Source organism: Streptomyces sp. NBC_01294, assembly GCF_035917235.1.
Taxonomy (GTDB): Bacteria; Actinomycetota; Actinomycetes; order Streptomycetales; family Streptomycetaceae; genus Streptomyces; species Streptomyces caledonius.
Genome location: NZ_CP108423.1, coordinates 3,538,755 through 3,565,251 on the forward strand (window position 1 = coordinate 3,538,755; position 26,497 = coordinate 3,565,251).

The following is a 26,497-nucleotide window of genomic DNA, read 5'->3' on the forward strand; positions in this document are numbered from 1 at the left end:
GGACCGGGCCGCCCGAACCCGCCCCCGGGGCCGTGACCTAGCATCCGTGGCATGACCGACGGCGCGAATCCCCCGATCACCCCGCAGCCCGAGCCCTCCCCCGGAAGCGGCGGATACGGATTCCCGCCGGGGCCGCCCGCGCAGGGCGGATACGGATTCCCGCCCGACGGCGGCTACGGCTATCCGCAGCCCGGCGAGTGGGCCCCGTCCCCGTCCGGCGGGCCCGCCACCTCCCCGGCGCCGCAGCCGGACTGGGAGGCCATGGCCGACCGGTCCGCCGACGAGCGGCGCAGGAAGCGGCTGTGGATGCTGGGCGGCGCGGTGACCGCACTGGCGCTGCTGGCGGGCGGCGGAACGTTCTTCCTGCTGGGCGACGGTGACCGGCCGAAGCCGGACGACGCCGCGGCGCCCGCGGCGTCCGCCTCGCCCTCGCCCAGCGCCTCGAAGTCCTCGGCGCCGTACTCCGCCACCGTCGAGGGCGACGCGACGCTCCTGCGCGACAGCTACGGCAAGACGGGCATCCGGCTGGGCCCCGACTTCCGGATCGACCCGCTCGGCAAGCGGTTCCAGATCATCGGGAAGGGCACCGCGAAGTCGTACGCACAGTCCGCCGAGCCGGTCGTGGACGTGTCCAAGAGCTTCACGGTCGTGGCCCGCGTCTACAGCTCCGGTGCGAAGGGCTCGCGGATCGCCATCAGCCAGGGCGACGGGGAGTCGTTCTCGTTCGAGCTGGGCGTGAACGAGGTGAAGGGCAAGCAGGCCTGGATCTTCCGCGTGCAGACGGGCGACAAGGGCGCCGCGGCGACCACGAGGACCGTCACCGCCGAGGGGCCCACGGTGTTCAAGACCGCCACGACGCTGATGGCCTCCTACGACGCCGAGAAGAAGACCATCGCCCTCTACCTGGACGGCAAGAAGGCCGGCGAGACGGCGGCGGGGCCCATCTGGCAGGCCCCCGGCCCGCTCCAGCTGGGCCGGTCCAAGCACCACGACATCTGGACAGGGGCCTGGCAGGGCGCCCTGCACAACATCAGGATCTACGAGACGGCCTTCACGCCGGAGCAGGCGGCCGCGTACAAGGAGGGCAAGCTCGGCTCGTCGCCGAAGCCGACCCACGCCTGGCTGCTCACCAGCTGAGCAGCCCGGTCGGGACGGGTCAGATGGTGACGCCGGCGCTGCGGAGGAAGGCCACCGGGTTCACGGCGGAGCCGTAGTTCGGGGTGGTGCGGATCTCGAAGTGCAGGTGCGGGCCGCTGGAGTTGCCGGTGTTGCCCGACAGGGCGATGCGCTGCGACGCGTTGACCTTCTGGCCGATCTTGACCTGGATCTTCGAGAGGTGCGCGTACTGCGAGTACGTGCCGCTCGCGTGCTTGATCACGATGGCGTTGCCGTACGCGGGGCCGTCGCCGCCGCCGTTCGGGCCGGCCTTGACGACGACGCCGGCGGCCGCGGCCTTGACCGGGGTGCCCGTCGGGACGGCGAAGTCCTGGCCGGAGTGCTTCGCCGACCACATGCTGCCGCCCTTGCCGAAGGTCGCGGACAGCGTGTACTTGTCGAGCGGCTTGTCCCAGAGGCCGCCCTTCGTCGAGGCGGTGGACGCGGTCTGCGTGGTGTCGGCGAACGCGGCGGTCGTCCCGGCTCCCAGGGCCAGCACCGCACCGAGAGCGGTTGCGCCGACGGCAAGACGGGTACGACGGGTGATGATGCGATTCGCGGACATGAAGCAGACCTCCGGGGCCGGGAACAAGGGCGGTTCACGCCCGCCACGGGCATGAAGTGACCCGGCACGATGCGGCGTGTGCCGGGTTGGCTCATCTTTGGTACCCCGCGCCCCAGAGCTTCCCCAAACGTCCCGTTTACTACCCGAAGCCGTAGTCGGTCCGGTGTGATGCGCCCTGTTGACGGCCCCCATCTGGGGCAAAGGTCCCTTTCCAGGACCCATTGGATCTACGAATCCACCTAGTACGTCCGATTTGTTCTGTGCGGCTTGTCACCGGCCCCGAGCCGTTCCTGGACCCGCCCAGGACCTTCGATCCGCCGGTCCGTGGCCATCGGCGGGTGGATCCGCCGGAGCCGTCCCGGCCGTCCGGAGGCGTTCGGAGCCGTCCGGAGCCGTCCCGGGCATGACGAAGGGGCGGCCCGGAACCTCGTGGGTTCCGGGCCGCCCCTTCGTACTGCTGCCTAACCGAGTGGGTTACGCACCCTTCGACAGGTCCGGGCCGGAGCCCGTGGCCTCGATCGGGGGGAGGTCCGGCAGGGCCGACTTCTCCTCGCCGCGGAAGGTGAACTTGGCTTCCTCGCCCTCACCCTCCTTGCCGACGACCACGATGTGACCGGGGCGCAGCTCGCCGAAGAGGATCTTCTCCGACAGGATGTCCTCGATCTCGCGCTGGATGGTCCGGCGCAGCGGCCGGGCACCCAGGATCGGGTCGTAGCCGCGCTTGGCGAGCAGGAGCTTCGCGTCGCCGCTCAGCTCGATGCCCATGTCGCGGTCCTTGAGGCGCTCGTCGACCTTCGCGATCATCAGGTCGACGATCTGGATGATGTCTTCCTCGGTGAGCTGGTGGAAGACGACCGTGTCGTCGACACGGTTGAGGAACTCGGGCCGGAAGTGCTGCTTGAGCTCTTCGTTGACCTTCGCCTTCATCCGGTCGTAGCCGGTCTTGGTGTCGCCCTGGGCCGCGAAGCCGAGGTTGAAGCCCTTCGAGATGTCCCGGGTACCCAGGTTGGTCGTCATGATGATGACCGTGTTCTTGAAGTCCACGACCCGGCCCTGGGAGTCGGTCAGACGACCGTCCTCCAGGATCTGGAGAAGGGAATTGAAGATATCCGGGTGGGCCTTCTCGACCTCGTCGAACAGGACGACGGAGAACGGCTTCCGGCGCACCTTCTCGGTGAGCTGGCCGCCCTCTTCGTAGCCCACGTAGCCGGGGGGCGAACCGAAGAGACGGGAAACCGTGTGCTTCTCGCTGAACTCCGACATGTCGAGGGAGATCAGCGCGTCCTCGTCGCCGAAGAGGAATTCGGCGAGCGTCTTCGAGAGCTCGGTCTTACCGACACCGGACGGGCCGGCGAAGATGAACGAGCCACCCGGGCGCTTCGGGTCCTTCAGACCCGCACGGGTACGGCGGATCGCCTGGGAGAGCGCCTTGATGGCGTCCTTCTGGCCGATGACCCGACGGTGGAGCTCGTCCTCCATGCGGAGCAGTCGCGAGGACTCCTCCTCGGTGAGCTTGAAGACGGGAATGCCGGTCGCGGTCGCGAGGACTTCGGCGATGAGCTCGCCGTCGACCTCGGCGACGACGTCCATGTCGCCGGCCTTCCATTCCTTCTCGCGCTTGGTCTTCCCCGCGAGCAGCTGCTTCTCCTTGTCGCGGAGAGAGGCCGCCTTCTCGAAGTCCTGGGAGTCGATGGCCGACTCCTTGTCGCGGCGCACGGCCGCGATCTTCTCGTCGAACTCGCGGAGGTCCGGCGGCGCGGTCATCCGGCGGATGCGCATCCGGGAGCCGGCCTCGTCGATCAGGTCGATCGCCTTGTCCGGGAGGAAGCGGTCCGAGATGTACCGGTCCGCCAGCGTCGCCGCCTGGACGAGGGCCTCGTCCGTGATGGAGACGCGATGGTGGGCCTCGTAGCGGTCGCGCAGGCCCTTGAGGATCTCGATCGTGTGGGGGAGGGAAGGCTCCGCCACCTGGATCGGCTGGAAGCGGCGCTCGAGGGCCGCGTCCTTCTCGAGGTGCTTGCGGTACTCGTCCAGCGTCGTGGCACCGATGGTCTGGAGCTCACCACGGGCCAGCATGGGCTTGAGGATGCTGGCGGCGTCGATCGCGCCCTCGGCGGCGCCCGCACCCACGAGGGTGTGGAGCTCGTCGATGAACAGGATGATGTCGCCGCGGGTGCGGATCTCCTTGAGCACCTTCTTCAGGCGCTCCTCGAAGTCACCGCGGTAACGGGAACCGGCGACCAGGGCGCCGAGGTCAAGCGTGTAGAGGTGCTTGTCCTTGAGGGTCTCGGGGACCTCGCCCTTGACGATCGCCTGTGCCAGGCCCTCGACGACGGCGGTCTTGCCGACGCCGGGCTCGCCGATGAGGACCGGGTTGTTCTTGGTCCGGCGCGACAGCACCTGCATGACCCGCTCGATCTCCTTCTCGCGCCCGATGACCGGGTCGAGCTTGGATTCGCGGGCAGCCTGGGTGAGGTTGCGGCCGAACTGGTCCAAGACGAGGGAGGTCGAGGGCGTACCCTCGGCCGGGCCGCCGGCCGTGGCCGACTCCTTGCCGCCCCCGGTGTACCCGGAGAGCAGCTGGATGACCTGCTGCCGGACTCGGTTGAGATCGGCGCCCAGCTTCACGAGGACCTGGGCGGCGACGCCCTCGCCCTCGCGGATCAGGCCGAGCAGGATGTGCTCGGTGCCGATGTAGTTGTGGCCGAGCTGGAGGGCCTCTCGGAGCGAAAGCTCCAGGACCTTCTTCGCCCGCGGGGTGAAGGGGATGTGGCCGGAAGGGGCCTGCTGCCCCTGTCCGATGATCTCCTCAACCTGCTGGCGAACAGCCTCGAGCGAAATCCCGAGGCTCTCCAGGGCCTTAGCGGCGACACCCTCACCCTCGTGGATCAAGCCCAGGAGGATGTGCTCGGTGCCGATGTAGTTGTGGTTGAGCATCCGGGCTTCTTCCTGAGCCAGGACGACAACCCGCCGCGCGCGGTCGGTGAACCTCTCGAACATCGTTTATCGCTCCTCAGAGCGGTCGGGCAGTTCGGGGTCGGTCCCCGCCCTGTCCTTCCGCATGCTAGTCCCGCGGGGCGGGACAGCTCATTCCAACTGCCGACATCCGTCCGCGGCTCACCCCCGCATCGGCGGGGAAAACCGGCTTGAAGAGCCGACAACTGCTCCAACTCGATGGTGCGAGACGATGTTCCCGCAGGCCAGGCAGATACCCGTCATGCGTGTACGCCGATGGCGAACGGAAGCCGGGCAAAACAGCGTGTCGGCCCCGATCCACTAGGAATGTCTTACCCGTAAGCACTGACACTCCATGCCGGTGGCACCGGTTCCCTCAGCTAAGGGCGAACACAGTTCCGTCCCGAATGTGGGACTCGGCCGCCACGGACGTCAACGTTCCGCATACGAGTGGGTGCGGTGTGTCACTCCGGCCGTAACCCCGGGGCGTTTTCCGAAGTTGCTCAGGGCATGGCCGCAACCGCCCTGCCGACCGTCCCGTCGCCCCGCGTCGCGCCCGAGGAGGACGCGTACGCCTCCTGGTACGAGCGGGTGCTCGGCTGGACGGTCACGGGCGGGCCGCCCGCCCAGCTCGTGACCGGGATCCGTTTCGACGTGCTGGAGCTGCCGTCCGATGCGGGGGCGGCATTGCTGCGCAGGCCGGTCGCCACGGGCCCGGTGGCGCTGATGGGGCGCCGGATGCGGTTCCTGGTGGCCGCGGGCAGCGCAGAGGAGCTGGACGGGCTGCTCGACTGGCTGGAATGGGGCGGGGTCGCCCTCGATCTCACCGCCCTGGGTGCGGGTGGCCGGATCACCGCCCCCACTCCCCCGGGGCCGCCCCTGGGAGAAAGCCCGCGGGGGGCCGCCGTGTGGCTGCGACCCCCCGAGCAGGGGTGTGAGGCACTACTGCCGGCCCTGCCCGGTCCCGGGCGGGCCGCCGGGCCCGCTCGCGGGCCCGATCTCGTACGCCTGGTCTCGGCGGCCGCGACGGAATGCCACCGGGCCCGCCTGGAGCGGCGTACGAACGGGGTCCGTCAGCCCTTGGCCTTCTCGTAGGCCTCGCGGATGTCGGCCGGGACGCGGCCGCGGTCGTTCACGTTGTAACCGTTCTCCTTGGCCCACGCACGGATCTCGGCCGTGTCCGGGTTGCCGGTCGTCGCTGCGGCGCGGCCCTTGGCGCGGGCCGCGGTGGCACGGCCACCGGTGCGGCGGCCGCCCTTGGCGTACGGGTCGAGCAGACCGCGGAGCTTTTCAGCGTTGGCGGTGGTGAGGTCGATCTCGTAGGTCTTGCCATCCAGAGCGAACGTCACCGTCTCGTCCGCCTCGCCACCGTCGAGGTCGTCGACAAGAAGGACCTGAACCTTCTGTGCCACCGGGATTTCCTTTCATCGAAAAGCAGTACGCGGAAAGGAAACCGCTTTTGCCTGGAAAACACAAACCCCCGGGGAGAGGTTCGAGACCGCAACGGGGCGGGAAACGTGCGCGATTCGGACATAGGCCACAGGTGCGCGGAGCGCCGGAAAAGCTGAGGCCATCGATCAGAGGTGCAGAAGCATCCGACTGTTGCCCAAGGTGTTCGGCTTCACTCGTTCGAGACCGAGGAACTCGGCGACGCCCTCGTCATAGGAACGCAGGAGCTCCATGTACACATCGGTCTTGACCGGGGTCTCGCCGATCTCGACGAAGCCGTGCTTCGCGAAGAACTCGACTTCGAAGGTCAGGCAGAAAACCCGGCTCACCCCGAGCGCGCGGGCGGTGCGCAACAACTGCTCCAGCACCTGATGACCGACGCCGGCGCCCTTCAAGTCGCGGTCGACCGCGAGAGTGCGTACTTCGGCGAGGTCTTCCCACATCACGTGGAGAGCGCCGCAGCCGACCACCTGGCCGTCGGAGTCGCGTTCCGCGACCCAGAACTCCTGGATGTCCTCGTAAAGGACGACCGGGGCTTTGTCGAGCAGGATCCGCTGCTGCACGTACTGGTCGAGGAGGCGGCGCAGCGCGGGAACATCACCGGTGCGGGCACGGCGGATCGTCACTGTTTCTGCATGTGCAGTGGAAAACTCTCCCATGGCTGCGGACGCTATCGCCCCGGCTCCCGCGGGCGCTCGGCGGAGTCCCCTTCGGCTTCCGCCGGAACCGGGGCTTCGACGGGGGCATCGGCGGGGGCTTCTGCGGGCGCTTCTGCGGGCGCTGCCGGTACTGCGGGTGCTGCCGGTGCTGCGGCAGGGGCTTCGGCGACGGCGTCGGCGCCGGACTCGTCGTCGTGCTGGACGACCCGTACGGCGTCCCGGAGGGCTTCACGCTGTTCCGCGGACATCATGCCGAAGAAGGCGACGAGGGCGGCCGCGGGGCTGTCGCTCGTCGACCAGGCCTCGTTCATCAGTGCGGCCGAGTAGGCGGCGCGGGTGGAGACCGCCGTATATCGATAGGCGCGGCCTTCGGCTTCCCGGCGGACCCAGCCCTTCTGATGAAGATTGTCCATAACGGTCATGACCGTGGTGTACGCGATGGACCGTTCCTGCTGGAGGTCTTCCAGTACTTCACGAACGGTGACCGGGCGGTTCCACTGCCACACCCGCGTCATGACGGCGTCTTCGAGTTCTCCCAAGGGGCGAGGCACAACAGCACGATAGTGCGGGTTGTGCGGAATTGCCCGACTATTCGCTCGGCCACGCGCAACAAAATCGGGCGTGCGGCCGGTATGCCGCACGCCCGTCGTCCGGGGGGTTACTTCTGCTGCTGGGTGGCTTCCGCCCGGGCCAGCACGGCGTCGACCGCCGCGTCTTCCTTGGCCTTGTTGGAGCCGCCCTGGCTCTTCACGATCGTCACGACGAGAGCGATGAAGAACGCGGCCATGACGAAGGGGGGCACGAGCGCGGAGACGTAGTCCATGACCACAGACTAGCTACCCCAGGGCCCGCCCGGCCGCCGGGGGCGGCGCGGGTTTGCGGCGCGGCGGGAACACCTCGCCGGGAGTCGGAACCGGCCGATCGGGGCGCGGCTGCTCCTGGGGCCTGGGCCGGGGCTGCGGCGCCGGGCGCGGCGGCTCCTCCTTGCCTCCGGCCAGGGCCAGCAGCCGGGCCCGGGGCGCGGGGGCGGTCGACAGCCGCCGGCGTACGGAGCGCTCCGCGACGGCCTGGGACCGCTCCAGCAGCGAGGCCGCGGCCGGATTGGCGCGCAGCGCACGCAGGGCGGCGAGGTCGTCGGGCGCCGGTTCGTAGCCCGCGGCCAGGGCTTCCCGGAGGACCTCCAGGTAGCCGGAGAGGCTGCCGGGCAGAGCGCCCCGGTAGCGGGCGAGATCCTCGAGGAGGAACGCTCTGAGCCGGCCCGCCTCCAGGACCGCGTCGTCCACCGACTGTGCGAGGCACAGGCAGTCCTGGACCTCCGCGGCCGTCAGAGGGGCCGGGGAGGACTGAAGGGCGTGGGCGAGGAGGCGCCTGAGCACGTGCAGCTCAGCCGCGCTGAACGCCATGCCGCCGCGGGATCCGTAGGGCGTGGGCATGGGCCGAAGATACGCGCTAATCGGACAAAACCCCCTGAGGGTGTGCGGGAGCGGCGCGGCGCGGCGGATCCTCAGCCGGTCTCTTTGACCGCGCGGAGGAAGTCGGCCCATGCGGCGTGGGTCGTGGCGAGCACGAGGTGGGCGGGGTCGACGCGGTCGGCGACCTTGACGAGGGCGCCGGGGGCGGTGGCGACGTAGACGCAGGCGTCGCCCTCACCGCAGAACGAGGACTTCCGCCACGCGGGCTGAGTGGTCATGGTGTCTCCTCCGGGCGCGGTGGCCGGTAATTGTCGTCGAAGGACGGTATCTCCGTCGTCGGCCCGTGCCGGTGGCTTTCCCGGAATTCGGTGTTTCGCGGCGAAGCCCGTGCGTATGGGTGCCGCGCCGTTTCCCGGGGCTCCGCCCCAGACCCCGCGCCTCAAACGCCGGCGAGGCTGAAACAGCGGGGCTCCGACCCGGACCGCGTGGCGGAGCCCTGACGCCGGCGAGGCCGAAAGTGCAGGGCTCCGCCCGGATCCCGGGGCGCCTCTGACGCCGGCGAGGCTGAAACAGCGGGGCTCCGGGCCGGGTCCCGTGCCTCAGGCGTCGGTGGGGCTGGGGTCGAGGCGGGTCACGAAGTCCGCTACTGCCTGCGACACGTCGGAGGCGGTCCAGGACAGGCCCGGCTCGGTGATCTCGACTTCCGTCACCGCGAGGCCCGGCGGCCCGTCGGGGGACCACCGGCGGAACAGGACCGTCCCCGTCTCCTCCGCCTGCCGCAGACCCGCCTCCGTCAGGCGGTCCGCGTCGTACGGCAGCCACACCTGGAACTGGTGCGTGTGCGGCTCCTCCGGGTGGATCCGGGCCCACGGCACCGCCGACCGCGCGAACGCCGAGCTCAGCGCCCCGGCCACCACCCGCGCCTGGGCCACGTACGACGGCAGCCGGGGCAGCTCCCGCTCCAGCCCGGCCAGCGCGGACAGGGCCTGCGGGAACTGCCGGAAGATCTGGCCCCCGTACCGGTGGCGCCAGACCCGGGTCTCCTCCACGAAGTCCCGCGACCCCGCCAGGGCCGCACCGCTCAGGCCCCCGAGCGACTTGTAGAAGGACACGTACACCGAGTCCGCGAGCCCCGCGATCTCCGGCAGCGGGCGTCCGAAGTGGACGGTGGACTCCCACAGCCGGGCCCCGTCGAAGTGGACCACCGCCTCCCGCTCGCGGGCCGCGTCGACCAGCGCCTCCAGCTCCTCCCAGGTCGGCAGGAGGAAGCCCGCGTCCCGCAGGGGCAGCTCCAGCATCAGCGTGCCGAAGGGCTCCCGGAGCGAGGCGACCTCCGCGGGCGACGGCTGGCGCGCCTCCGTCGTCGGGTGCACCACCCGCAGCCCGGAGACGGTGGACAGCGCCTCGCCCTCCCACCGCTCCGGATGGCTCATCGGGTGCAGGGCCACCACCGGGTTCCCGGTCCTCGCCGCCCAGCACCGCAGCGCGATCTGCTGCGCCATCGTCCCGCTGGGGAAGAAGGCCGCGTCCTGCGTGCCCAGCAGTTCCGCGACCCGGCGCTCCAGGGCCGCGACGACCCCGTCGCCGTACACGTCGGCCGGTCCGTCCATGTCGTACGGGGCCTCGGAGAGCGAGGCCAGCAGCTCCCCCACCGTCGGCTCCAGCAGGCTGCGGGACAGTCTGCGCCCCGCCCCTCGCCAGGCCGCGACCAGCCGCTCCGTACGTTCCGTTTCCTCGCTGTCGTCACTCATAGAGCCCGATCCTCGTCCCCGTCGTCGCCGTTCGGCCAATGGCCCCAGGAGCTAGCATGGCGGCGTATCGTCCGGTACCCCCCGCGGACTGGAACGGAAGGCCCTCCCCGCGTGAATCCATCACAGCAGCCACGCCCTGCCCGCCTCGCCGTCGGCGTCGTCGGAGCCGGGCGCGTCGGCCCCGCGCTGGCCCGCGCGCTCCAGCAGGCCGGGCACCGGCCCGTCGCCGTCTCCGGCGTCTCGGACGCATCCGTGCGCCGCGCCGCGCGGATGCTGCCCGACGTGCCGCTCGTACCGCCCGCGCAGGTGCTGGAACGGGCCGACCTGGTCCTGCTCACCGTCCCCGACGACGCGCTGCCGTCCCTCGTGGAGGGCCTCGCCGAGACCGGCGCGATCCGGCCCGGCCAGCTCCTCGTGCACACCTCCGGCCGGTACGGGACCGCCGTGCTCGACCCGGCGCGCCGCGCGGGCGCGCTGCCGCTGGCCCTGCACCCGGCGATGACCTTCACCGGTACCGAGGTCGACGTGCAGCGGCTGGCCGGCTGCTCCTTCGGCGTCACCGCCCCCCAGGAGCTGCGCCTCGCCGCCGAGGCCCTGGTCATCGAGATGGGCGGGGAGCCCGAGTGGATCGCGGAGGAGAACCGTCCGCTCTACCACGCGGCCCTCGCGCTCGGTGCGAACCACCTGGTCACGCTGGTCGCCCAGTCGATGGAGCTGCTGGCCAAGGCAGGCGTCGAACACCCCGACCGGATGCTCGGCCCGCTGCTCGGCGCGGCCCTCGACAACGCCCTGCGCTCCGGGGACGCCGCCCTGACCGGGCCGGTGGCCCGCGGCGACGCCGGCACGGTCGCCGCGCACGTCTCGGAACTGCGCAAGCACGCGCCCGGCACCGTCGCCGGATACCTGGCGATGGCCCGCACCACCGCCGACCGGGCCCTCGCGCACGGCCTGCTCAAGCCCGAACTCGCCGAGGACCTGCTCGGCGTGCTCGCCGACACGGACGCCGACGGGGGCACCCAGTGACCGAGCTGCTGCACACCGCCGACGAGCTGCACCGGCTGCCGCGGACCGGCCGGCGGGCCGTGGTGATGACCATGGGCGCCCTCCACGACGGCCACGCCACCCTGGTCCGCACCGCCCGCGAGCAGGCCGGACCCGGGGGACAGGTCGTCGTCACCGTCTTCGTCAACCCCCTTCAGTTCGGGGCGAACGAGGACCTCGACCGCTACCCCCGAACCCTCGACGCCGACCTCGCAATCGCCGAAGAGGCGGGCGCCGACGCGGTGTTCGCCCCCGCCGTCGACGAGGTCTACCCGGGCGGCGACCCGCAGGTGCGGATCAGCGCCGGCCCGATGGGCGAGCGCCTCGAAGGGGCCACCCGCCCCGGCCACTTCGACGGGATGCTGACCGTCGTCGCCAAGCTGCTCCACCTGACCCGTCCCGACCTGGCCCTCTTCGGCCAGAAGGACGCGCAGCAACTCGCCCTGATCCGGCGGATGGTGACCGACCTGAACTTCCCCGTGGAGGTGGTCGGCGTCCCGACCGTCCGCGAGGAGGACGGGCTCGCCCTGTCGTCCCGCAACCGCTACCTCTCCCCCACCGAGCGGCACACCGCGCTCGCCCTGTCCCGCGCCCTGTTCGCCGGGCAGGACCGGCTCGCCGCGCAGGCGGCGCTGCGCGCCCGCGCCGAGGCCGCCCCGGCCAGCGACGAGCGGGCCACCGCCCTGGCCCGGCTGGGCGAGATCCGCGCCTCCGCCGACGCGCACGCCGTCTCGGCGGCGCGGGCCGAGCTGCCGGACGCCGTACGGGCCGCCGCGCTGCACGTCCTGGAGGAGGCGGGCCGCCACGAGCCGCCGCTCGTGCTGGACTACCTGGCGCTCGTGGACCCGCAGGACTTCACCGAGGCCGGTCCCGGCTTCAGCGGGCAGGCCGTGCTGGCCGTCGCCGCGAAGGTCGGAGCGACCCGCCTGATCGACAACATCCCATTGGAATTCGGAGCACACTCGTGAGCACCCCAGGCAGAGGCCCCGCAGGAAGCGACGGCGGAGACACGGCCGCGGGCACCGGCATACGGCTGCACGCTCCGGCCCCCGGCTGGTCCCTCGACGCCGACGTCGTGGTCGTCGGTTCCGGCGTGGCGGGCCTGACCACCGCGCTGCGCTGCGCCGCCGCGGGCCGCCGTACCGTCGTGGTCACCAAGGCCCGGCTCGACGACGGCTCCACCCGCTGGGCCCAGGGCGGCATCGCCGCGGCCCTCGGCGACGGCGACACCCCGGAGCAGCACCTCGACGACACGCTGGTCGCGGGCGCGGGCCTGTGCGACGAGGAGGCCGTACGGCTGCTCGTCACCGAAGGCCCGGACGCGGTACGGCGGTTGATGGCCGCCGGCGCGGTCTTCGACACCTCCGCCGAGACCGGCGAGATAGAACTGACCCGCGAGGGCGGCCACCACCGCCGCCGGATCGCGCACGCGGGCGGCGACGCCACCGGTGCCGAGATCTCGCGGGCGCTCGTCGAGGCCGTCCAGGCCGCGGGCATCGAGACCGTCGAGAACGCGCTCGTACTGGACCTGCTCCAGGACGCGCAGGGCCGTACGGCCGGTGTCACGCTGCACGTCATGGGCGAGGGCCAGCACGACGGCGTCGGCGCCGTCCACGCGCCCGCCGTGATCCTCGCGACCGGCGGCATGGGCCAGGTCTTCTCCGCCACCACCAACCCGTCGGTGTCCACCGGCGACGGCGTGGCGCTCGCGCTGCGCGCCGGCGCGGAGGTCTCCGACCTCGAATTCGTGCAGTTCCACCCGACGGTGCTCTTCCTCGGCCCGGAGGCCGAGGGGCAGCAGCCGCTGGTGTCGGAGGCGGTCCGGGGCGAGGGCGCGTACCTCGTCGACGGGGACGGCGTCCGCTTCATGGTCGGCCAGCACGAGCTCGCCGAGCTGGCCCCGCGCGACATCGTCGCCAAGGGCATCATGCGCCGCATGCAGGAGCAGGGCGCGCAGCACATGTACCTGGACGCCCGGCACTTCGGCGCGCAGATGTGGGAGCAGCGGTTCCCGACCATCCTCGCCGCCTGCCGGGCCCACGGCATCGACCCGGTGACCGAGCCCATCCCGGTGGCGCCCGCCGCGCACTACGCGTCCGGCGGCGTACGGACCGACCTGCACGGGCGGACCACCGTCCGCGGCCTGTACGCCTGCGGCGAGGTCGCCTGCACCGGTGTGCACGGCGCGAACCGGCTCGCCTCCAACTCGCTGCTGGAGGGCCTGGTCTTCGCCGAGCGGATCGCCGACGACATCGCCACGCAGCGCTACGGCGGCAACGGCCCGGTCGTCCCGGTCCCCGCGACCGGCCCGCTGCAGCCCGCCGAGGCCCGGCACGAGATCCAGCGGATCATGACGGACGGCGCGGGCGTCCTGCGCTCCGCCGCATCGCTGGCCACCGCGGCCGAGGCCCTCGAAGCGCTGTACGCCACCGCCCTGAACGAGCTGGACGCGCACGGCAAGACCGCCGAGCCGGGCGTGGACACCTGGGAGGCCACGAACCTGCTGTGCGTGGCACGGGTCCTGGTCGCCGCCGCGCAGCGGCGCGAGGAGACCCGCGGCTGCCACTGGCGCGAGGACCACCCGGACCGGGACGATGCCGACTGGCGCCGCCATCTCGTCGTGCGGCTCTCGGCGACCGAGAAGCGGGCCCTGGTCGTCATCCCCACCGACTCCGCGGACTTCCCGTCCGTGCACCCCCTGAGCACCCCGAGCCTGGAGCAGTGACCGTGAGCACCCCCGAACTTCCCCTGATCGACCAGAACGACGGCGGCTGCGGCGACGACTGCGCCTGCGGCGACGGCGAGGAGAGCGGCCTCGACCCGGCGCTCGCCCAGCTGCTCGCGGACGCGGGTCTGGACCCCATCGAGGTCGAGGACATCGCCCACATGGCGCTCTCCGAGGACCTGGACGGCGGCGTGGACGTCACCACCGTCGCCACCGTGCCCGAGGAGGCCGAGGCGATCGCCGACTTCGTCGCCCGCGAGGACGGCGTCGTGGCCGGTCTGCGCATCGCCGAGGCCGTGTTCTCCGTGGTCTGCACGGAGGCCTTCGAGGTGGAGCGGCACGCGGAGGACGGCGACACCGTCGAGGCCGGGCAGCTGCTGCTGTCGGTGCGCTCGCGCACCCGCGACCTGCTCACGGCGGAGCGCAGCGCGCTGAACATCATGTGCCGGCTGTCCGGCATCGCGACCGCCACCCGCCGCTGGGCGGACGTGCTGGACGGCACGAAGGCCAAGGTCCGCGACACCCGCAAGACCACGCCGGGCCTGCGCGCGCTGGAGAAGTACGCGGTGCGCTGCGGCGGCGGCGTCAACCACCGGATGTCGCTCTCGGACGCCGCGCTGGTCAAGGACAACCACGTGGTGGCGGCGGGCGGTGTCGCGCAGGCCTTCAAGGCCGTGCGCGAGGCCTTCCCGGAGGTCCCGATCGAGGTCGAGGTCGACACCCTGGAGCAGGTCGGCGAGGTCCTGGAGGCGGGCGCCGACCTGATCCTGCTGGACAACTTCACGGTCGAGCAGACCGCGCAGGCCGTGGCCCTGGTGGCCGGCCGCGCGGTGCTGGAGTCCTCCGGCCGCCTCACCCTGGACACGGCGCGCGCGTACGCGGAGACCGGCGTGGACTACCTGGCGGTCGGCGCGCTGACCCACTCCTCGCCGATCCTGGACATCGGGCTCGATCTGCGCGAGGCGGTGTAACGCGTGCTCCTCACCATCGACGTAGGCAACACCCACACGGTCCTGGGCCTGTTCGACGGTGACGAGATCGTCGAGCACTGGCGCATCTCGACCGACCCGCAGCGCACGGCCGACGAGATGGCCGTGCTGATGCAGGGGCTGATGGGCATGCACCCGATGCTCGGCAGCGAGCTGGGCGACGGGATCCACGGCATCGCGATCTGCTCGGCGGTGCCGTCGGTCCTCCACGAGCTGCGCGAGGTGACCCGCCGCTACTACGGCGACGTGCCCGCGGTGATCGTGGAACCGGGCACCAAGACGGGCGTGCCGATCCTCATGGACAACCCGAAGGAGGTCGGCGCGGACCGCATCGTGAACGCGGTCGCGGTGGTCGAGCTCTACGGGGGCCCGGCGATCGTGGTCGACCTCGGTACGGCGACCACCTTCGACGCGGTGTCCGCGAAGGGCGAGTACGTGGGCGGGGTGATCTCCCCGGGCATCGAGATCTCGATGGACGCACTCGGCGTACGGGGTGCGCAGCTGCGGAAGATCGAGCTGGCGCGGCCGCGGAACGTGATCGGGAAGTCCACGGTCGAGGCGATGCAGTCGGGTGTGGTCTACGGCTTCACGGGGCAGGTCGACGGGGTCGTGGCCCGTATGGCGAAGGAGCTGGCCGGGCCGAACGGCGACCCGGACGACATCCGGGTCATCGCCACCGGCGGGCTGGCCCCGATGGTGCTGGGCGAGTCCTCGGTGATCGACGACCACGAGCCGTGGCTGACCCTGATCGGTCTGCGACTGGTGTACGAGCGCAACGCGCCCAATTTCGCCTAGGTCGTACCGGTCGTACAGGTCGCATCGGTGTGACCGGTGTGACCGGTGCGACCAGCTCTCCTGCCGGAAGGTGTCCGGGTCCCCCCTCCGGGCGGCGGACCCGGACCCGCGCCGTCAGCACGCCCGGGGGCGGGTCAGGATCCTGAGCAGGGCGGCGCGCCAGGGGTGACGGGCCGGGCGGCCCTCCAGGACGGCCCGGGCCTGCTCGTACGAGCGGACCTCGCGCAGCACGGCGAGGTCGTCCCGCCCGGGCGGCGGAGGCATCGGGGCACCCTGCTGGGACGCCCGCCAGGTGTCGATGAGGTACTGCTCTATCGCGGTCATGCCTCCAGCCTCACCCCGTCGGCCCCGCCGCGCACGACGGTTGACGTTCCCCGTCAATCGACCGCTCCACCAGCGCCTTCGCGCCGCCCGTGATCACTCGTCCGGCGGCCGCGCCGGACCGCCAGCGGCCACTCGTACGGCGGCGCCGCACGACCGGCCCCGACGTCCCCGCCCTGCGCGCACGGACAGAATGGGCTGATGAGCGTCACCATCGACATCGCCGGACTGCCCACCGAGCGGATCACCTTCGCACCGTCCCCGCTCGCCGAGCTCTGCATGGCCCTGCACGCGCTCTCCCAGCCCGCCCATCACCCCCGGCTCACCTCCTGGACCACCGCCACCGCCGCCTCGCTCGATCCGTGTCTCGCGGACCGCCTGCTGGAGGCCGAATTCATGTGGCGGAGCTCCTTCTCCGACATCTTCATGGCCTTCGCCGGGATCCCCGGCGGAACCGGGCTGCCCGCCGCGACGCTCGCCGAGGAGCTCGACGTCCTCGACCGCCTGGACGACGAGCGGTTCGTGACGGCCGCCCTGGAGCACTGCTGGCCGGCGCTCTACGACGAGGGCGGCCACCCCTCGCCGCTGCACGACCCGGCGGCCCGGGCCAAGGCGCTGGAGGCGGCCGCCGCCCGCGGCCCCCGCCAGCTGGAGTTCTCCGTACGGCTGCTGGACGACACCGCCGGCGTACGGGTGTGGATGCGCCGGCTCCTGGAGGACTGCGACGAGGCCTTCTTCGCCGAGACGTGGCGGCGCGTCGGGGCCGGGCAGAGCGCCGACGCCCGGCACAAGACCGAGGTGCTGCGCCGCAAGGGGCTGCCGGCGGCGCTGAAGGAGGTCTCGGCGGCGCTCAGCGTCGACGAGGGCCGCACCACCATCACCGCCGACAAGATGACCCAGGGGTCGACGCGCGCGACCGACCACCGAATAGGCACCGGTCTGGTCTTCGTGCCGACCAACTTCGGCTGGCCGCACCTGCTCGTGCTGCACGCCCCGGGCTGGCGGCCGGTGGTCCACTATCCGCTCGGCACCCCCGAACCGGCCTCCGCGCCGGGCTCGGTGGAGCTGCTCCAGCTGCGGATGGAGGCACTGGCGCACCCGATGCGGATGAGGCTGTGCCGGAGTCTGGCCCGGGCCCCGTACACGACGAGCGAACTGGCGACCGCGTACGGGATCAGCGCGCCGGAGGTGTCACGGCATCTGGCCGTCCTGAAAAAGGCCGGTCTGATGCATACGCGAAGGCAAGGCCGTTATGCCCAGCATCAGTTGGACCTGACCGCAGTCGCCCGCATCGGGTCGGACTTCATCGAGGGCATCCTCCGGTAGGACCAACGGGCGGGCGGATGGCCGGTTTCAACCGGTGCAGATTCACCGATATGCGGAATTCATAAACCGGAATCAGCGAAAACTCTGGCCATCGTGGCCACTTGCTGTCTAACGTGCGTCCACCGTTTCCCCACGTGACGCGCACCCCTTCTGCTTGCCCGCTCCACCCCGCTCCACCCTGATGCGCCTTGCTGTGCCTCGCTGTGCCCTGTTCCGCCCCACCCTGCTCGCCTTTGTCGTGGAAGGATTTTCATGCCCTCACGTCGTATAGCCGCAGCAACCGCCGCCCTGGCAGCCGCGGCCCTCGTCTCACCGCTGCTGCTCGCCGGACCGGCCGGCGCCACCAGCCCTCAGAGCGACGCCGCCCGCGGCGACGCACTGGCCAGGAAACTGGTCAAGGACGCGACCGGCAAGGGCGCCTTCACCCACCTCAAGGTCCTGCAGTCGATCGCCGATTACAACAACGGCAACCGCGCTGCCGGTTCCAAGGGCCACGTGCAGTCGGCCAAGTACATCGAAGCCGTCATGAAGGCGGCCGGCTACAAGGTCACGAAGAACGAGTTCGACTTCGTGTACGTCGAGACCATCGCCGAGAAGCTCACGGTGAACGGCGCGAACGGACGCGACGTCCCGATCCACCTGATGACGTACACGACGAGCACCCCCGAGGGCGGCGTGACGGCCCCGATCGCCGTCGCCCCGGTCGACGCGGACGGCACCAACGGCTGCGAGCCCGGCGACTTCGCCTCGGGCACCTTCACCGGCAAGATCGCCCTGGTCAAGCGCGGCGGCTGCGCCTTCGCGGTCAAGCAGGCCAACGCGGCCGCGGCCGGCGCGGTCGGCGCGGTCGTCTACAACAACACCGCGGGCGCCCTGAACGGCACCCTGGGCGACCCGACCGTGGGCAAGGTCCCCACCGGCGGCATCACCCAGGAAGAGGGCGAGAAGCTCGCCGCCGAGGCCGCGGCCGGCCCGGTCGAGCTCACCCTCGACATCCGCGAGCTGCGCGAGAACCGCAAGACGTACAACGTCATCGCGGAGACCCGCGGCGGCGACGAGAACAACACCGTGTTCCTCGGCGCCCACCTCGACTCGGTCGCGGCGGGCCCGGGCATCAACGACAACGGCTCCGGTTCGGCCGGCATCCTCCAGGTCGCGCAGCGCCTCGCGAGCAACCAGTCGAAGATCAAGAACAAGGTCAAGTTCGCCTGGTGGTCGGCGGAGGAGTTCGGCCTGCTCGGCTCCGAGGCGTACGTCGCCGGTCTGACGGACGCGCAGAAGAAGCAGATCAAGCTCTACCTGAACTTCGACATGATCGGCTCGCCGAACGCCGCGTACTTCGTCTACGACGGCGACGACTCGGACGCGACCGGCGCGGGCCCCGGCCCGGAGGGCTCCGCCCAGCTGGAGCGGGGGATCACCGACTTCCTCGACTCGAAGAAGATCCCGCACGAGGGCACGGACTTCTCCGGCCGCTCGGACTACGGCCCGTTCATCGCGGTGGGCATCCCGTCCGGCGGTACCTTCACGGGCGCCGAGGGCATCAAGACGCCGGAGCAGGCCGCGAAGTTCGGTGGCCAGGCGGGTGTCGCCTACGACGTGAACTACCACGGCAAGGGTGACGACATCACCAACATCGACCACAAGGCGCTCGACATCAACGTCGACGTCATCGCGAACGCGGTCGGCCACTACGCCTTCGACCTGGCCCCGCTGACGCAGCCGGTCACCCCGAAGCCGGCCAACCCGGGCACGGGCAGCGGCGGCGGCCTGCACGAGGGCCACGGCCACGAGGTCACCCAGTAACGAACCCCGACCCGAAGGGCGAGGCCGCACCCCGGCCTCGCCCTTCGGCGTTTCAGTCGCTCTCCCAGCCCCGCCGACGTTCGAGGCGCTCTCCCAGCCCCGCCGGCGTTCGAGGCGCTCTTTCAGCCCCGCCGGCGTTTGAGGCGCGGGGTCCGGGGCGGAGCCCCGGGTCCCGGCGCAGCCGGGCTCCGCACACCGGGCTCCGCACACCGGGGCCCGCGTCAGCCAGCCGCCCCCGGCCACGCCACCCGCATCCCCACCGGCTGGCAGAGCCACAGGAAGTCCCCCAGCCCGCCGCGAGCGGTCAGCTCGGCGGCCTCCCCCGCCACGGCCAGCCCCCGCACGTACGCCGCCGGATCGGCCGACGCCAGGGCCAGCGGCGGCCGCCCGCCCGAGACCCCGAGCGCGCTCAGCGCCTCGCGCTGGGTCAGCAGCGCCGCCCCCGGCCCCGCGCAGGAGTCCAGCGCCACGTGGGCGGTGACGTCGCAGCTGCCGTCGGGCACCGGCGCAACCTCCCGGCCCCCGCGAAAGCCCGTCAGCGTGCCGTACGGCGGCCTCGTGTCACGGGTGTGGCCGTAGTCCACCGCCACCGCCAGCCCCCGCTCCAGGGTCCGTACGGCCGCCGTCCAGGCCTCGTCGCGCTCCCGGCCGATCTCCGCCCGGCCGCCGCCGGGCCACCACCGCTCCAGCCAGGCCCGGTCCGCTCCCTCCAGCGGCCCGCCCGGGCTCTCCGTACCGTCCGGCGCGACCAGGACGTAGCGCCCGTCCTCGGCGACCTCCAGCGGCACGTTGTCCAGCCACTCGTTGGCGAACAGCAGCCCCGTGGTCCGTTCGGGTGGCGCCGCGACCCAGCGGATCCGCGGATCGAGGCCCGCGGGCCGCTCCGCCCGCTCCACGGCGTACGGACGCACCCGCGCGGCCGTCTCCGGCTCCAGCGCGGCGAGCACCCCGGCCAGCAGCTCCCCCCGCCCGGCCCCCACGTCGACCAGGTCCAGCCCCTCGGGGTGCCCCAGCTCCGCGTCCACCCACCGCAGCAGCCGGGCCACGGCCCCCGCGTACAGCGCAGAGGCGTGCACGGAGGTGCGGAAGTGCCCGGCGGGCCCCGGCCCGCCGGGACGCACGTAGAAGCCGCCGGGCCCGTACAGCGCGGCCTCCATCGCCACACGCCACCGCACCGGATCCACGCCTTCACCCTGAGAGCTCACCGCACAAAGGCTAAGCTCAGCGTCCACCTTCGGGAGTACGCCCCCGGTGTCAGGTTCGAACCTGTGGTTGACTCCAGCACCTATCACCGTTCCCTACTCTGGGTTACGTGCAGCGCCTCTACGACTTCCTCCGCAGACACCCGACGGGCGTCGACAGCTTCTGGGCTGTCCTCTTCTTCGGGGTGTCGATGCTGAACGTCGTGGGCGAGCCCGACATCGGCAAGCCGCTCAAGCTCGCCGCCGTCCCCGTGGTGCTCGCGCTGAGCGCGGCCGTGGCCCTGCGCCGCAAGTGGACGCAGGGGACGTTCTGGCTGACCCTCGGGGCGGGCGTCTTCCAGCTGGGCGTGGGGATCATCGCCGGGGTCTACGACCTCGCCATGTTCGTGATCCTCTTCACCGTCGCCGCGAGCGACGTCCCGCGCTGGGTCTCCCGCACCGCGCTGGGCTGGGGGCTGGCCGCCGCGCCGCTCTACTTCCTGCGCTTCGGCGTGGACAAGGGCAGCAACGCCGTCGACAGCATCCTCTTCGCCGTCTTCATGATCGTCCCCTTCGTCCTCGCCTGGGTGCTGGGCGACTCCCTGCGCACCCGGCGGGCCTATTACGCCCAGCTCGTCGAGCGCAACCAGCGGCTGGAGAACCAGCGCGAGGCCCAGGCCAAGGTGGCCGTGGCCGCCGAGCGCGCCCGGATCGCCCGCGAGCTGCACGACGTCGTCGCGCACAACGTCTCGGTGATGGTGGTCCAGGCAGACGGGGCCGCGTACGTCATGGACGTGGCCCCCGAGCAGGCCAAGGAGGCCCTCCAGACCATCTCCGGCACCGGCCGCCAGGCCCTCGCCGAGATGCGCCGGCTGCTGGGCGTCCTGCGCACCGGCGAGCCGCAGGAGTCCGAGGACTACGTGCCGCAGCCCGACGTCGAGCAGATCGAGGTCCTGGTCGAACAGGTACGGGCGGCGGGGCTCACGGTGGACTTCGAGGTCGAGGGCGCCCCGCGGCGGCTGCCCAGCGGCGTCGAGCTGACGGCGTACCGGATCGTGCAGGAGGCGCTGACCAACACCCGCAAGCACGGCGGCCCGGAGGCGACGGCCAGCGTCCGGCTGGTCTACTTCGACGACGGGCTCGGCCTGCTGGTCGAGGACGACGGCCGGGGCGCGGCCCACGAGCTGTACGAGGACGGCGGCGCGGACGGCGCCGGGCACGGGCTGATCGGCATGCGCGAGCGGATCGGTATGGTCGGCGGAACCCTGGACGCCGGACCGCGGCCCGGTGGCGGCTTCCGGATCAGCGCACTGCTTCCCCTGAAGAAGAAATGACGAGGACGAGGTAACTGATGTCCATCCGAGTGATGCTGGTCGACGACCAGGTGCTGCTGCGCACCGGCTTCCGGATGGTGCTCGCCGCCCAGCCGGACATGGAGGTCGTCGCCGAGGCGGGCGACGGCCTGGAGGCGCTGGAGGTGCTGCGGGCCACGAAGGTGGACGTGGTGCTGATGGACGTCCGCATGCCGAGGCTCGACGGGGTCGAGGCGACGCGGCGGATCTGCGAGCCCCCGGAGCACCCGAAGGTGATCATCCTGACCACCTTCGACCTGGACGAGTACGCCTTCTCGGGCCTGAAGGCGGGCGCGAGCGGCTTCATGCTGAAGGACGTCCCGCCGGCCGAACTGCTCGGGGCGATCCGCTCCGTGCACAGCGGCGACGCGGTGGTCGCCCCGTCCACGACGCGGCGGCTGCTGGACCGGTTCGCGCCGATGCTGCCGACGACCACGCAGGAGCCGCGGAACAAGGAGATCGAGCGGCTGACGGAGCGCGAGCGCGAGGTCATGCTGCTGGTGGCGCAGGGTCTGTCGAACGGCGAGATCGCGGCCCGGCTGGTCCTGTCGGAGGCGACGGTGAAGACCCACGTGGGCCGCATCCTGACGAAGCTGGGGCTGCGCGACCGGGTCCAGGTGGTGGTCCTGGCGTACGAGACGGGCCTGGTCCGCGCGGGCGGCGGCGGAGCCGCGTAGTCCCCGCACGGCGGCGTTCCCCGGGCTGCCCGGACCCGAGGGGAACGCCGGCCGCGCGCGGGCGGGGTCAGCGGATGACGAACTCGCAGCCGTGGCCCGGCGTGGGCACGAGCGCGTCGAGGGCCGCCGAGTCGGCCACGAGGAGGTCGAAGCCGCCGTTCTTGACCAGGGGTCTGCGGCCGCGGTGCTGTTCCCTGGGGTTGCGCGTGCGGATGGGGTCGAGGATCCGTCGCCCCCTTCGCTGCCCGGAGTGACCTGTGTTCTCGTATGGTGATCACGCAGTTACCTCTTGTGCCGTACCTCGCCCCCCGTACGGCCCCGGCCCTTAGGCACCGTCCTGCGTCATCCAGCGGTCCGGGCGGGCCGTCGCGCGGGAGGTGTGGGAGCGGGCCGCCTGGGCGCACAGCAGGTCCGCGGCCTCGGAGGCCGCCCGGAGGCGGGCCGTGACCGTGCCGTTCGCGCCGGTGTCCACATGGACGTCGGCCACGCCGCGGGCGCGGGCCCACGGCCCCTGGGCGAGCCGGACGCTCTGCACCTTGGCGTGCGGGACGATCTCCGTACGGCGGCACAGGCGGCCGTGCCGGGCGGCGAACACCTCCGGGGAGACGGCCAGCGCGTAGCCCCTCCACCACACCGGGACCACCCAGCGCGACCCCCGGTCCGGGGAGCCGGAGAAGGACAGGGCCGCCAGGTCCACCCCGGGCAGCACCCGGGCGATCACGGCGTACGCGGCGGCCCGCGAGGCCACCGGGACCAGGACCTCGTTCTTCGAGCCGGCCACGGCCAGCTCCACGCGGACCAGGTCGCGCCGCCGCCACAGCAGCGGCTCCACGATCCGTACGGTCTGCACGCGCCCCGGCGGCACGGTCTCGTGGGCCCGGTCCAGCATGCCGTGGTCCAGACGCAGCCCGTCCGGGGACTCGGCGACCCGCCAGTCGTACTCCGTGAGGAAGCGGCCCACGCTGCCCGCCCAGACGGCGCCGAGTATCGGGAGCAGGGTGACGACGGCCGCCCACGGGCTGGAGCTGACCCACCACACGACCACCGGCGCGATCAGCCCGCCGGCCAGCGCCGCCCAGACGCCGAGGCTGAGCAGCAGCGACACGGCGAGCTCGCGGGGGCCCACGCGCAGCAGCTCGCGTTCGGGGGCTTCGCCGAGGCGCACCGCCTCCTCGGGGGCGAAGCCCGCCGCCCGGGCGAGGAGCTCGGCGCGCAGGGCGACGGCCTCCTTCTCGCCGAGGAAGGACAGCTGGTCCTTGTCCTCGGTGCCGATGACGTCCAGCCGCAGGCTGGCGACGCCGGTCAACCGGGCCAGCAGCGGCCGGGTGACGTCCACGGCCTGGAGCCGTTCGAGCCGGATGTGCGCGGTGCGGCGGAAGAGGAGTCCGGTGCGGATGCGCAGTTCGGTGTCGGTGACGGTGTAGCGGGTGAACCACCAGCTGAGGAAGCCGTACAGGCCGAAGACGAGGATCAGGGCCGCCAGTGCCAGCACCCGCAGGAGGGTGGACAGGTCCGCCACCCATTCCCCGGCCCGGCCGCCCTGCTGGGCGACCACGCCGGCGGTCGCGGCGATCGGCACCCAGGCGCGGCGCAGCGGGGTGAAGGGGTGCAGGCGCCGCCCTTCGGCTGCGTCGGGCCCGGCGATGAGGACGGCCCTGCCCGCGCCTCCGCCGCCCGGCACGGCCGAGCCTCCGGGCGGGGCATCGGCGGGGCCGGCGGGCGCGGGGGGCAGCGGGTCTTCGGCCGCCGGGACGGGGCTCACAGGCCCGCCGACCTTGCCTCGCCGAGCGCGGTGAGGCGGTCGCGCAGCCGCTCCGCCTCGGCCGGCACCAGCCCGGGGATCTTGGCGTCGGTGGCGGCCGCCGCCGTGTGCAGCTGGAGGGAGGCCAGCCCGAAGCGCCGCTCCAGCGGGCCCGAGGCCACCTCCACCAGCTGCATCCGCCCGTACGGGACCACGGTCTCCTCCCGCCACAGCACGCCCCGGCTGATCAGCAGGTCGTCGACGCGTTCGGCGTACCGCCAGGACCGCCAGTTCCGGCCGAGGAGCACCCAGCCCCAGGCCAGGACCAGCCACCAGAGCGCCCCGAGGGCGGCCCACGCCGGGCCGGCCGTCAGCCCCAGCACGAGGGCGGTCACCACGCCGAACAGCGTCGTCCAGATCACCAGCAGCAGCCGCCGCAGAGCGAGCAGCCCGCCCGGCAGCCCCACCCATGCGGGACCGCCCGTCTCACCCGTTGTCCCCGTATCCATGCCCTCAGCGTAGGGCTGAGACAATGCCCGCATGACGGAGACCACGGTCGGCATCGGCGGAGCGGCGGAGAGCACCGACATGGTGCTCAACATCGGCCCCCAGCACCCTTCCACGCACGGCGTGCTGCGCCTGCGCCTCGTCCTGGACGGCGAGCGGATCGTCAGCGCCGAACCGGTGGTCGGCTACATGCACCGCGGTGCCGAGAAACTCTTCGAGGCCCGCGACTACCGGCAGATCGTGATGCTCGCGAACCGCCACGACTGGCTGTCCGCGTTCTCCAACGAGCTCGGCGTGGTCATGGCGGTCGAGCGGATGCTCGGCATGGAGGTCCCCGAGCGGGCCGTGTGGATGCGGACGCTGCTGGCCGAGCTGAACCGGGTGCTGAACCACCTGATGTTCCTCGGCTCCTACCCGCTCGAACTGGGCGGGATCACCCCGATCTTCCACGCGTTCCGCGAACGCGAGGAGCTCCAGGCCGTCATGGAGGAGATCTCCGGCGGCCGCATGCACTACATGTTCAACCGCGTCGGCGGCCTCAAGGAGGACCTCCCGGCCGGCTGGCTCGGCCGGGCCCGCGCCGCGATCGCCGACGTCCGCACCCGGATGGACGTCTACGACAAGCTGGTCCACGGGAACGAGATCTTCCGCGGCCGCACGCGCGGCGTCGGGGTGCTGTCCGCCGAGGCCGTGCACGCGTACGGGGTCTCCGGCCCGATCGCCCGCGCCTCCGGCGTCGACTTCGACCTGCGCCGCGACGAGCCGTACCTGGCCTACGGCGAGCTCCAGGACGTCCTGAAGGTGGTCACCCGCACCGAGGGCGACTGCCTGGCCCGCTTCGAGTGCCTGCTGGACCAGACCCACAACGCGCTCGACCTCGCCGTGGCCTGCCTGGACCGGATGGACGTCCTCCCGCCGGGCCCGGTCAACCAGCGGCTGCCCAAGGTCCTCAAGGCGCCCGAGGGGCACACGTACGCCTGGACCGAGAACCCGCTCGGCATCAACGGCTACTACCTCATCTCGAAGGGCGAGAAGACCCCGTACCGGCTGAAGCTGCGCAGCGCCTCGTACAACAACATCCAGGCGCTGGCCGTGCTGCTGCCGGGGCAGCTGGTCGCGGACATGGTGGCGATCCTGGGCTCGCTGTTCTTCGTCGTCGGCGACATCGACAAGTAATCCGGGCCGGGCGGGCGGGTGCGGATCTAGGGTGTCGGCATGATCTCTGGGATATACACCGACTATCTGCGCCGCATCGGTATCACCGACCCCGGATCCCCCTCGGCCGAAGGGCTGTTCGCGCTCCATCGCGCCCATGTGGAGCGGGTCCCGTTCGAGAACACCGACATCCAGCTGGGCCGGCCGCCGGGCATCGACCCCGAGCTGTCCGTGCGCCGCCTCGCCGCCGGGCGCGGTGGCTACTGCTTCCACCTCAACGGCGCCTTCGCGGCGCTGCTGGAGCACCTCGGGTACGACGTGACGCGCCACGTCGGGGGCGTGTGCGAGGACCGGGACGCGCGGGACGTGAGCGGCGACCACCTCACCCTGACCGTACGGGTCGACGGGCGGGCCTACTTCGTCGACGTCGGCCTGGGCGACGGCCCGCACGAGCCGCTGCCCCTGCTGGAGGGCGGGTACGAACAGGGCTTCCGGTACAGCCTCAAGCCGCTGGGGAGCACGGACGGGCCCGACGCGGGCTGGACCTTCCACCACGAGGGCGCCCCCTTCCCGGTGATGAACTTCCGCTCGGCCCCCGCGGCCATGGCCGACTTCGCGGACGAGCACGCGCGGCTGTCGACCGCCCCGGACTCCCCCTTCCAGCAGTCGTTCGTGATGCTGCGGCGCGACACCGGGGGCATCCACCGGCTGCACGGCAGGGTGCTGGTCCACACCGCCCCGGACGGCGGCCGCGACAAGCGCGTACTGGCGTCGGCGGAGGAGTTCTTCGCGACCATGGCCACGGTCTTCGGGCGGGAGCTCGACGACCTGACGCCGGCCGACCGCGCGGCGCTGTGGACCCGGGTGGAGAAGGCGCACGAGGCGTGGCTGGCCTCCCGGCCGGCCTGATGTCGGTGCGGCAGGGCAGACTGGGC

At 72.0% G+C, this 26,497-nt stretch carries 26 protein-coding genes; 13 read left to right on the top strand and 13 right to left on the bottom strand.

Going from position 1 to position 26,497, the window contains the following annotated elements; translation table 11 throughout:
• The first annotated feature begins 51 nt into the window (after positions 1 to 51).
• On the top strand, positions 52 to 1,137 hold the full coding sequence (locus OG534_RS15890) for a LamG-like jellyroll fold domain-containing protein (protein ID WP_326588715.1): 1,086 nt from the start codon (positions 52 to 54) through the stop codon (positions 1,135 to 1,137).
• 19 nt (positions 1,138 to 1,156) lie between these two features.
• Here OG534_RS15890 and OG534_RS15895 read toward each other — a convergent pair whose 3' ends face one another.
• Both OG534_RS15895 and OG534_RS15900 read right to left on the bottom strand, forming a co-directional pair.
• Complete coding sequence (locus tag OG534_RS15895) at positions 1,157 to 1,720, bottom strand: M23 family metallopeptidase (protein WP_326588716.1); 564 nt, start codon at positions 1,718 to 1,720, stop codon at positions 1,157 to 1,159.
• 474 nt (positions 1,721 to 2,194) lie between these two features.
• The gene (locus tag OG534_RS15900) at positions 2,195 to 4,720 is read right to left on the bottom strand and encodes an ATP-dependent Clp protease ATP-binding subunit (RefSeq protein WP_030720519.1); all 2,526 of its coding nucleotides are present in this window, start codon (positions 4,718 to 4,720) and stop codon (positions 2,195 to 2,197) included.
• A gap of 465 nt (positions 4,721 to 5,185) precedes the next feature.
• On the opposite strand from OG534_RS15900, the gene OG534_RS15905 reads away from it, so the two are divergent.
• On the top strand, positions 5,186 to 5,770 hold the full coding sequence (locus tag OG534_RS15905) for an SCO3374 family protein (RefSeq protein WP_326588717.1): 585 nt from the start codon (positions 5,186 to 5,188) through the stop codon (positions 5,768 to 5,770).
• Here the strand turns inward: OG534_RS15905 and OG534_RS15910 are convergent.
• The 7 genes from OG534_RS15910 to OG534_RS15940 form a co-directional block, all read right to left on the bottom strand.
• Positions 5,749 to 6,087: a histone-like nucleoid-structuring protein Lsr2 gene (locus OG534_RS15910; protein WP_326588718.1), complete on the bottom strand. Its 339-nt coding sequence runs from the start codon at positions 6,085 to 6,087 to the stop codon at positions 5,749 to 5,751. The genes OG534_RS15905 and OG534_RS15910 overlap by 22 nt on opposite strands.
• Before the next feature lie 165 nt (positions 6,088 to 6,252).
• On the bottom strand, positions 6,253 to 6,783 hold the full coding sequence (locus OG534_RS15915) for an amino-acid N-acetyltransferase (protein ID WP_326588719.1): 531 nt from the start codon (positions 6,781 to 6,783) through the stop codon (positions 6,253 to 6,255).
• A gap of 11 nt (positions 6,784 to 6,794) precedes the next feature.
• Entirely contained in the window at positions 6,795 to 7,322 is a 528-nt protein-coding gene (locus OG534_RS15920) for a BlaI/MecI/CopY family transcriptional regulator (protein ID WP_442807090.1), read from the bottom strand.
• Between the two features lie 119 nt (positions 7,323 to 7,441).
• Positions 7,442 to 7,606 carry a hypothetical protein gene (locus OG534_RS15925; RefSeq protein ID WP_030727064.1) on the bottom strand — a complete coding sequence of 55 codons (165 nt, stop codon included), beginning with the start codon at positions 7,604 to 7,606 and terminating at the stop codon, positions 7,442 to 7,444.
• Between the two features lie 13 nt (positions 7,607 to 7,619).
• The gene (locus tag OG534_RS15930; protein ID WP_326588721.1) at positions 7,620 to 8,216 is read right to left on the bottom strand and encodes a hypothetical protein; all 597 of its coding nucleotides are present in this window, start codon (positions 8,214 to 8,216) and stop codon (positions 7,620 to 7,622) included.
• Between the two features lie 71 nt (positions 8,217 to 8,287).
• A complete protein-coding gene (locus OG534_RS15935) occupies positions 8,288 to 8,473 on the bottom strand; it encodes a DUF397 domain-containing protein (RefSeq protein WP_326588722.1) in 186 nt (61 codons plus the stop codon).
• A gap of 321 nt (positions 8,474 to 8,794) precedes the next feature.
• Entirely contained in the window at positions 8,795 to 9,946 is a 1,152-nt protein-coding gene (locus tag OG534_RS15940; RefSeq protein ID WP_326588723.1) for a threonine aldolase family protein, read from the bottom strand.
• 111 nt (positions 9,947 to 10,057) lie between these two features.
• Between OG534_RS15940 and OG534_RS15945 the strand changes: the two genes are divergently transcribed.
• From OG534_RS15945 to OG534_RS15965, 5 genes are read left to right on the top strand one after another with little or no spacing between them, the layout of a single operon-like run.
• Complete coding sequence (locus OG534_RS15945; protein ID WP_326588724.1) at positions 10,058 to 10,969, top strand: Rossmann-like and DUF2520 domain-containing protein; 912 nt, start codon at positions 10,058 to 10,060, stop codon at positions 10,967 to 10,969.
• Positions 10,966 to 11,955: a pantoate--beta-alanine ligase gene (gene panC / locus OG534_RS15950; protein WP_326588725.1), complete on the top strand. Its 990-nt coding sequence runs from the start codon at positions 10,966 to 10,968 to the stop codon at positions 11,953 to 11,955. Before OG534_RS15945 ends, panC begins: the two co-directional genes overlap by 4 nt.
• Positions 11,952 to 13,712 (top strand): L-aspartate oxidase, encoded by a 1,761-nt coding sequence (locus tag OG534_RS15955; protein WP_326588726.1) that lies wholly within the window; start codon positions 11,952 to 11,954, stop codon positions 13,710 to 13,712. Before panC ends, OG534_RS15955 begins: the two co-directional genes overlap by 4 nt.
• A gap of 2 nt (positions 13,713 to 13,714) precedes the next feature.
• Positions 13,715 to 14,683 carry a carboxylating nicotinate-nucleotide diphosphorylase gene (nadC, locus tag OG534_RS15960; RefSeq protein WP_326588727.1) on the top strand — a complete coding sequence of 323 codons (969 nt, stop codon included), beginning with the start codon at positions 13,715 to 13,717 and terminating at the stop codon, positions 14,681 to 14,683.
• A 3-nt stretch (positions 14,684 to 14,686) separates the two neighbouring features.
• Positions 14,687 to 15,496: a type III pantothenate kinase gene (locus OG534_RS15965; RefSeq protein ID WP_326588728.1), complete on the top strand. Its 810-nt coding sequence runs from the start codon at positions 14,687 to 14,689 to the stop codon at positions 15,494 to 15,496.
• Positions 15,497 to 15,610: 114 nt separating this feature from the next.
• Here OG534_RS15965 and OG534_RS15970 read toward each other — a convergent pair whose 3' ends face one another.
• Positions 15,611 to 15,820 (bottom strand): hypothetical protein, encoded by a 210-nt coding sequence (locus OG534_RS15970; protein ID WP_326588729.1) that lies wholly within the window; start codon positions 15,818 to 15,820, stop codon positions 15,611 to 15,613.
• Positions 15,821 to 16,018: 198 nt separating this feature from the next.
• On the opposite strand from OG534_RS15970, the gene OG534_RS15975 reads away from it, so the two are divergent.
• Both OG534_RS15975 and OG534_RS15980 read left to right on the top strand, forming a co-directional pair.
• On the top strand, positions 16,019 to 17,143 hold the full coding sequence (locus tag OG534_RS15975) for a DUF5937 family protein (RefSeq protein ID WP_326588730.1): 1,125 nt from the start codon (positions 16,019 to 16,021) through the stop codon (positions 17,141 to 17,143).
• Positions 17,144 to 17,395: 252 nt separating this feature from the next.
• On the top strand, positions 17,396 to 18,949 hold the full coding sequence (locus OG534_RS15980) for a M28 family metallopeptidase (RefSeq protein WP_326588731.1): 1,554 nt from the start codon (positions 17,396 to 17,398) through the stop codon (positions 18,947 to 18,949).
• A 221-nt stretch (positions 18,950 to 19,170) separates the two neighbouring features.
• On the opposite strand, the gene OG534_RS15985 is transcribed toward OG534_RS15980, so the two are convergent.
• Entirely contained in the window at positions 19,171 to 20,106 is a 936-nt protein-coding gene (locus tag OG534_RS15985) for an SAM-dependent methyltransferase (RefSeq protein ID WP_326593652.1), read from the bottom strand.
• A gap of 155 nt (positions 20,107 to 20,261) precedes the next feature.
• Between OG534_RS15985 and OG534_RS15990 the strand changes: the two genes are divergently transcribed.
• Positions 20,262 to 21,464: a sensor histidine kinase gene (locus OG534_RS15990; RefSeq protein WP_326588732.1), complete on the top strand. Its 1,203-nt coding sequence runs from the start codon at positions 20,262 to 20,264 to the stop codon at positions 21,462 to 21,464.
• 17 nt (positions 21,465 to 21,481) lie between these two features.
• Entirely contained in the window at positions 21,482 to 22,159 is a 678-nt protein-coding gene (locus tag OG534_RS15995) for a response regulator transcription factor (protein ID WP_326588733.1), read from the top strand.
• Between the two features lie 325 nt (positions 22,160 to 22,484).
• Here OG534_RS15995 and OG534_RS16000 read toward each other — a convergent pair whose 3' ends face one another.
• Both OG534_RS16000 and OG534_RS16005 read right to left on the bottom strand, forming a co-directional pair.
• Positions 22,485 to 23,921 carry a PH domain-containing protein gene (locus OG534_RS16000; RefSeq protein ID WP_442807091.1) on the bottom strand — a complete coding sequence of 479 codons (1,437 nt, stop codon included), beginning with the start codon at positions 23,919 to 23,921 and terminating at the stop codon, positions 22,485 to 22,487.
• Entirely contained in the window at positions 23,918 to 24,409 is a 492-nt protein-coding gene (locus OG534_RS16005; RefSeq protein ID WP_326588734.1) for a PH domain-containing protein, read from the bottom strand. The genes OG534_RS16000 and OG534_RS16005 overlap by 4 nt, the downstream gene beginning before the upstream one ends.
• A 31-nt stretch (positions 24,410 to 24,440) precedes the next feature.
• On the opposite strand from OG534_RS16005, the gene OG534_RS16010 reads away from it, so the two are divergent.
• Together OG534_RS16010 and OG534_RS16015 are read left to right on the top strand one after the other, a co-directional pair.
• Complete coding sequence (locus OG534_RS16010) at positions 24,441 to 25,583, top strand: NADH-quinone oxidoreductase subunit D (RefSeq protein ID WP_326588735.1); 1,143 nt, start codon at positions 24,441 to 24,443, stop codon at positions 25,581 to 25,583.
• Between the two features lie 39 nt (positions 25,584 to 25,622).
• The gene (locus OG534_RS16015; protein ID WP_326588736.1) at positions 25,623 to 26,471 is read left to right on the top strand and encodes an arylamine N-acetyltransferase family protein; all 849 of its coding nucleotides are present in this window, start codon (positions 25,623 to 25,625) and stop codon (positions 26,469 to 26,471) included.
• The last annotated feature ends 26 nt before the right edge of the window (positions 26,472 to 26,497 follow it).

Bases quoted from the DNA above. Each gene is read 5' to 3' on its own strand.
- OG534_RS15890 (WP_326588715.1), top strand. From the start codon at position 52: ATGACCGACGGCGCGAATCCCCCGATCACCCCGCAGCCCGAGCCCTCC.
- OG534_RS15895 (WP_326588716.1), bottom strand. From the start codon at position 1,720: ATGTCCGCGAATCGCATCATCACCCGTCGTACCCGTCTTGCCGTCGGC.
- OG534_RS15900 (WP_030720519.1), bottom strand. From the start codon at position 4,720: ATGTTCGAGAGGTTCACCGACCGCGCGCGGCGGGTTGTCGTCCTGGCT.
- OG534_RS15905 (WP_326588717.1), top strand. From the start codon at position 5,186: ATGGCCGCAACCGCCCTGCCGACCGTCCCGTCGCCCCGCGTCGCGCCC.
- OG534_RS15915 (WP_326588719.1), bottom strand. From the start codon at position 6,783: ATGGGAGAGTTTTCCACTGCACATGCAGAAACAGTGACGATCCGCCGT.
- OG534_RS15925 (WP_030727064.1), bottom strand. From the start codon at position 7,606: ATGGACTACGTCTCCGCGCTCGTGCCCCCCTTCGTCATGGCCGCGTTC.
- OG534_RS15930 (WP_326588721.1), bottom strand. From the start codon at position 8,216: ATGCCCACGCCCTACGGATCCCGCGGCGGCATGGCGTTCAGCGCGGCT.
- OG534_RS15935 (WP_326588722.1), bottom strand. From the start codon at position 8,473: ATGACCACTCAGCCCGCGTGGCGGAAGTCCTCGTTCTGCGGTGAGGGC.
- OG534_RS15940 (WP_326588723.1), bottom strand. From the start codon at position 9,946: ATGAGTGACGACAGCGAGGAAACGGAACGTACGGAGCGGCTGGTCGCG.
- OG534_RS15970 (WP_326588729.1), bottom strand. From the start codon at position 15,820: ATGACCGCGATAGAGCAGTACCTCATCGACACCTGGCGGGCGTCCCAG.
- OG534_RS15975 (WP_326588730.1), top strand. From the start codon at position 16,019: ATGAGCGTCACCATCGACATCGCCGGACTGCCCACCGAGCGGATCACC.
- OG534_RS15980 (WP_326588731.1), top strand. From the start codon at position 17,396: ATGCCCTCACGTCGTATAGCCGCAGCAACCGCCGCCCTGGCAGCCGCG.
- OG534_RS15985 (WP_326593652.1), bottom strand. From the start codon at position 20,106: ATGGAGGCCGCGCTGTACGGGCCCGGCGGCTTCTACGTGCGTCCCGGC.
- OG534_RS15995 (WP_326588733.1), top strand. From the start codon at position 21,482: ATGTCCATCCGAGTGATGCTGGTCGACGACCAGGTGCTGCTGCGCACC.
- OG534_RS16005 (WP_326588734.1), bottom strand. From the start codon at position 24,409: ATGGATACGGGGACAACGGGTGAGACGGGCGGTCCCGCATGGGTGGGG.
- OG534_RS16010 (WP_326588735.1), top strand. From the start codon at position 24,441: ATGACGGAGACCACGGTCGGCATCGGCGGAGCGGCGGAGAGCACCGAC.
- OG534_RS16015 (WP_326588736.1), top strand. From the start codon at position 25,623: ATGATCTCTGGGATATACACCGACTATCTGCGCCGCATCGGTATCACC.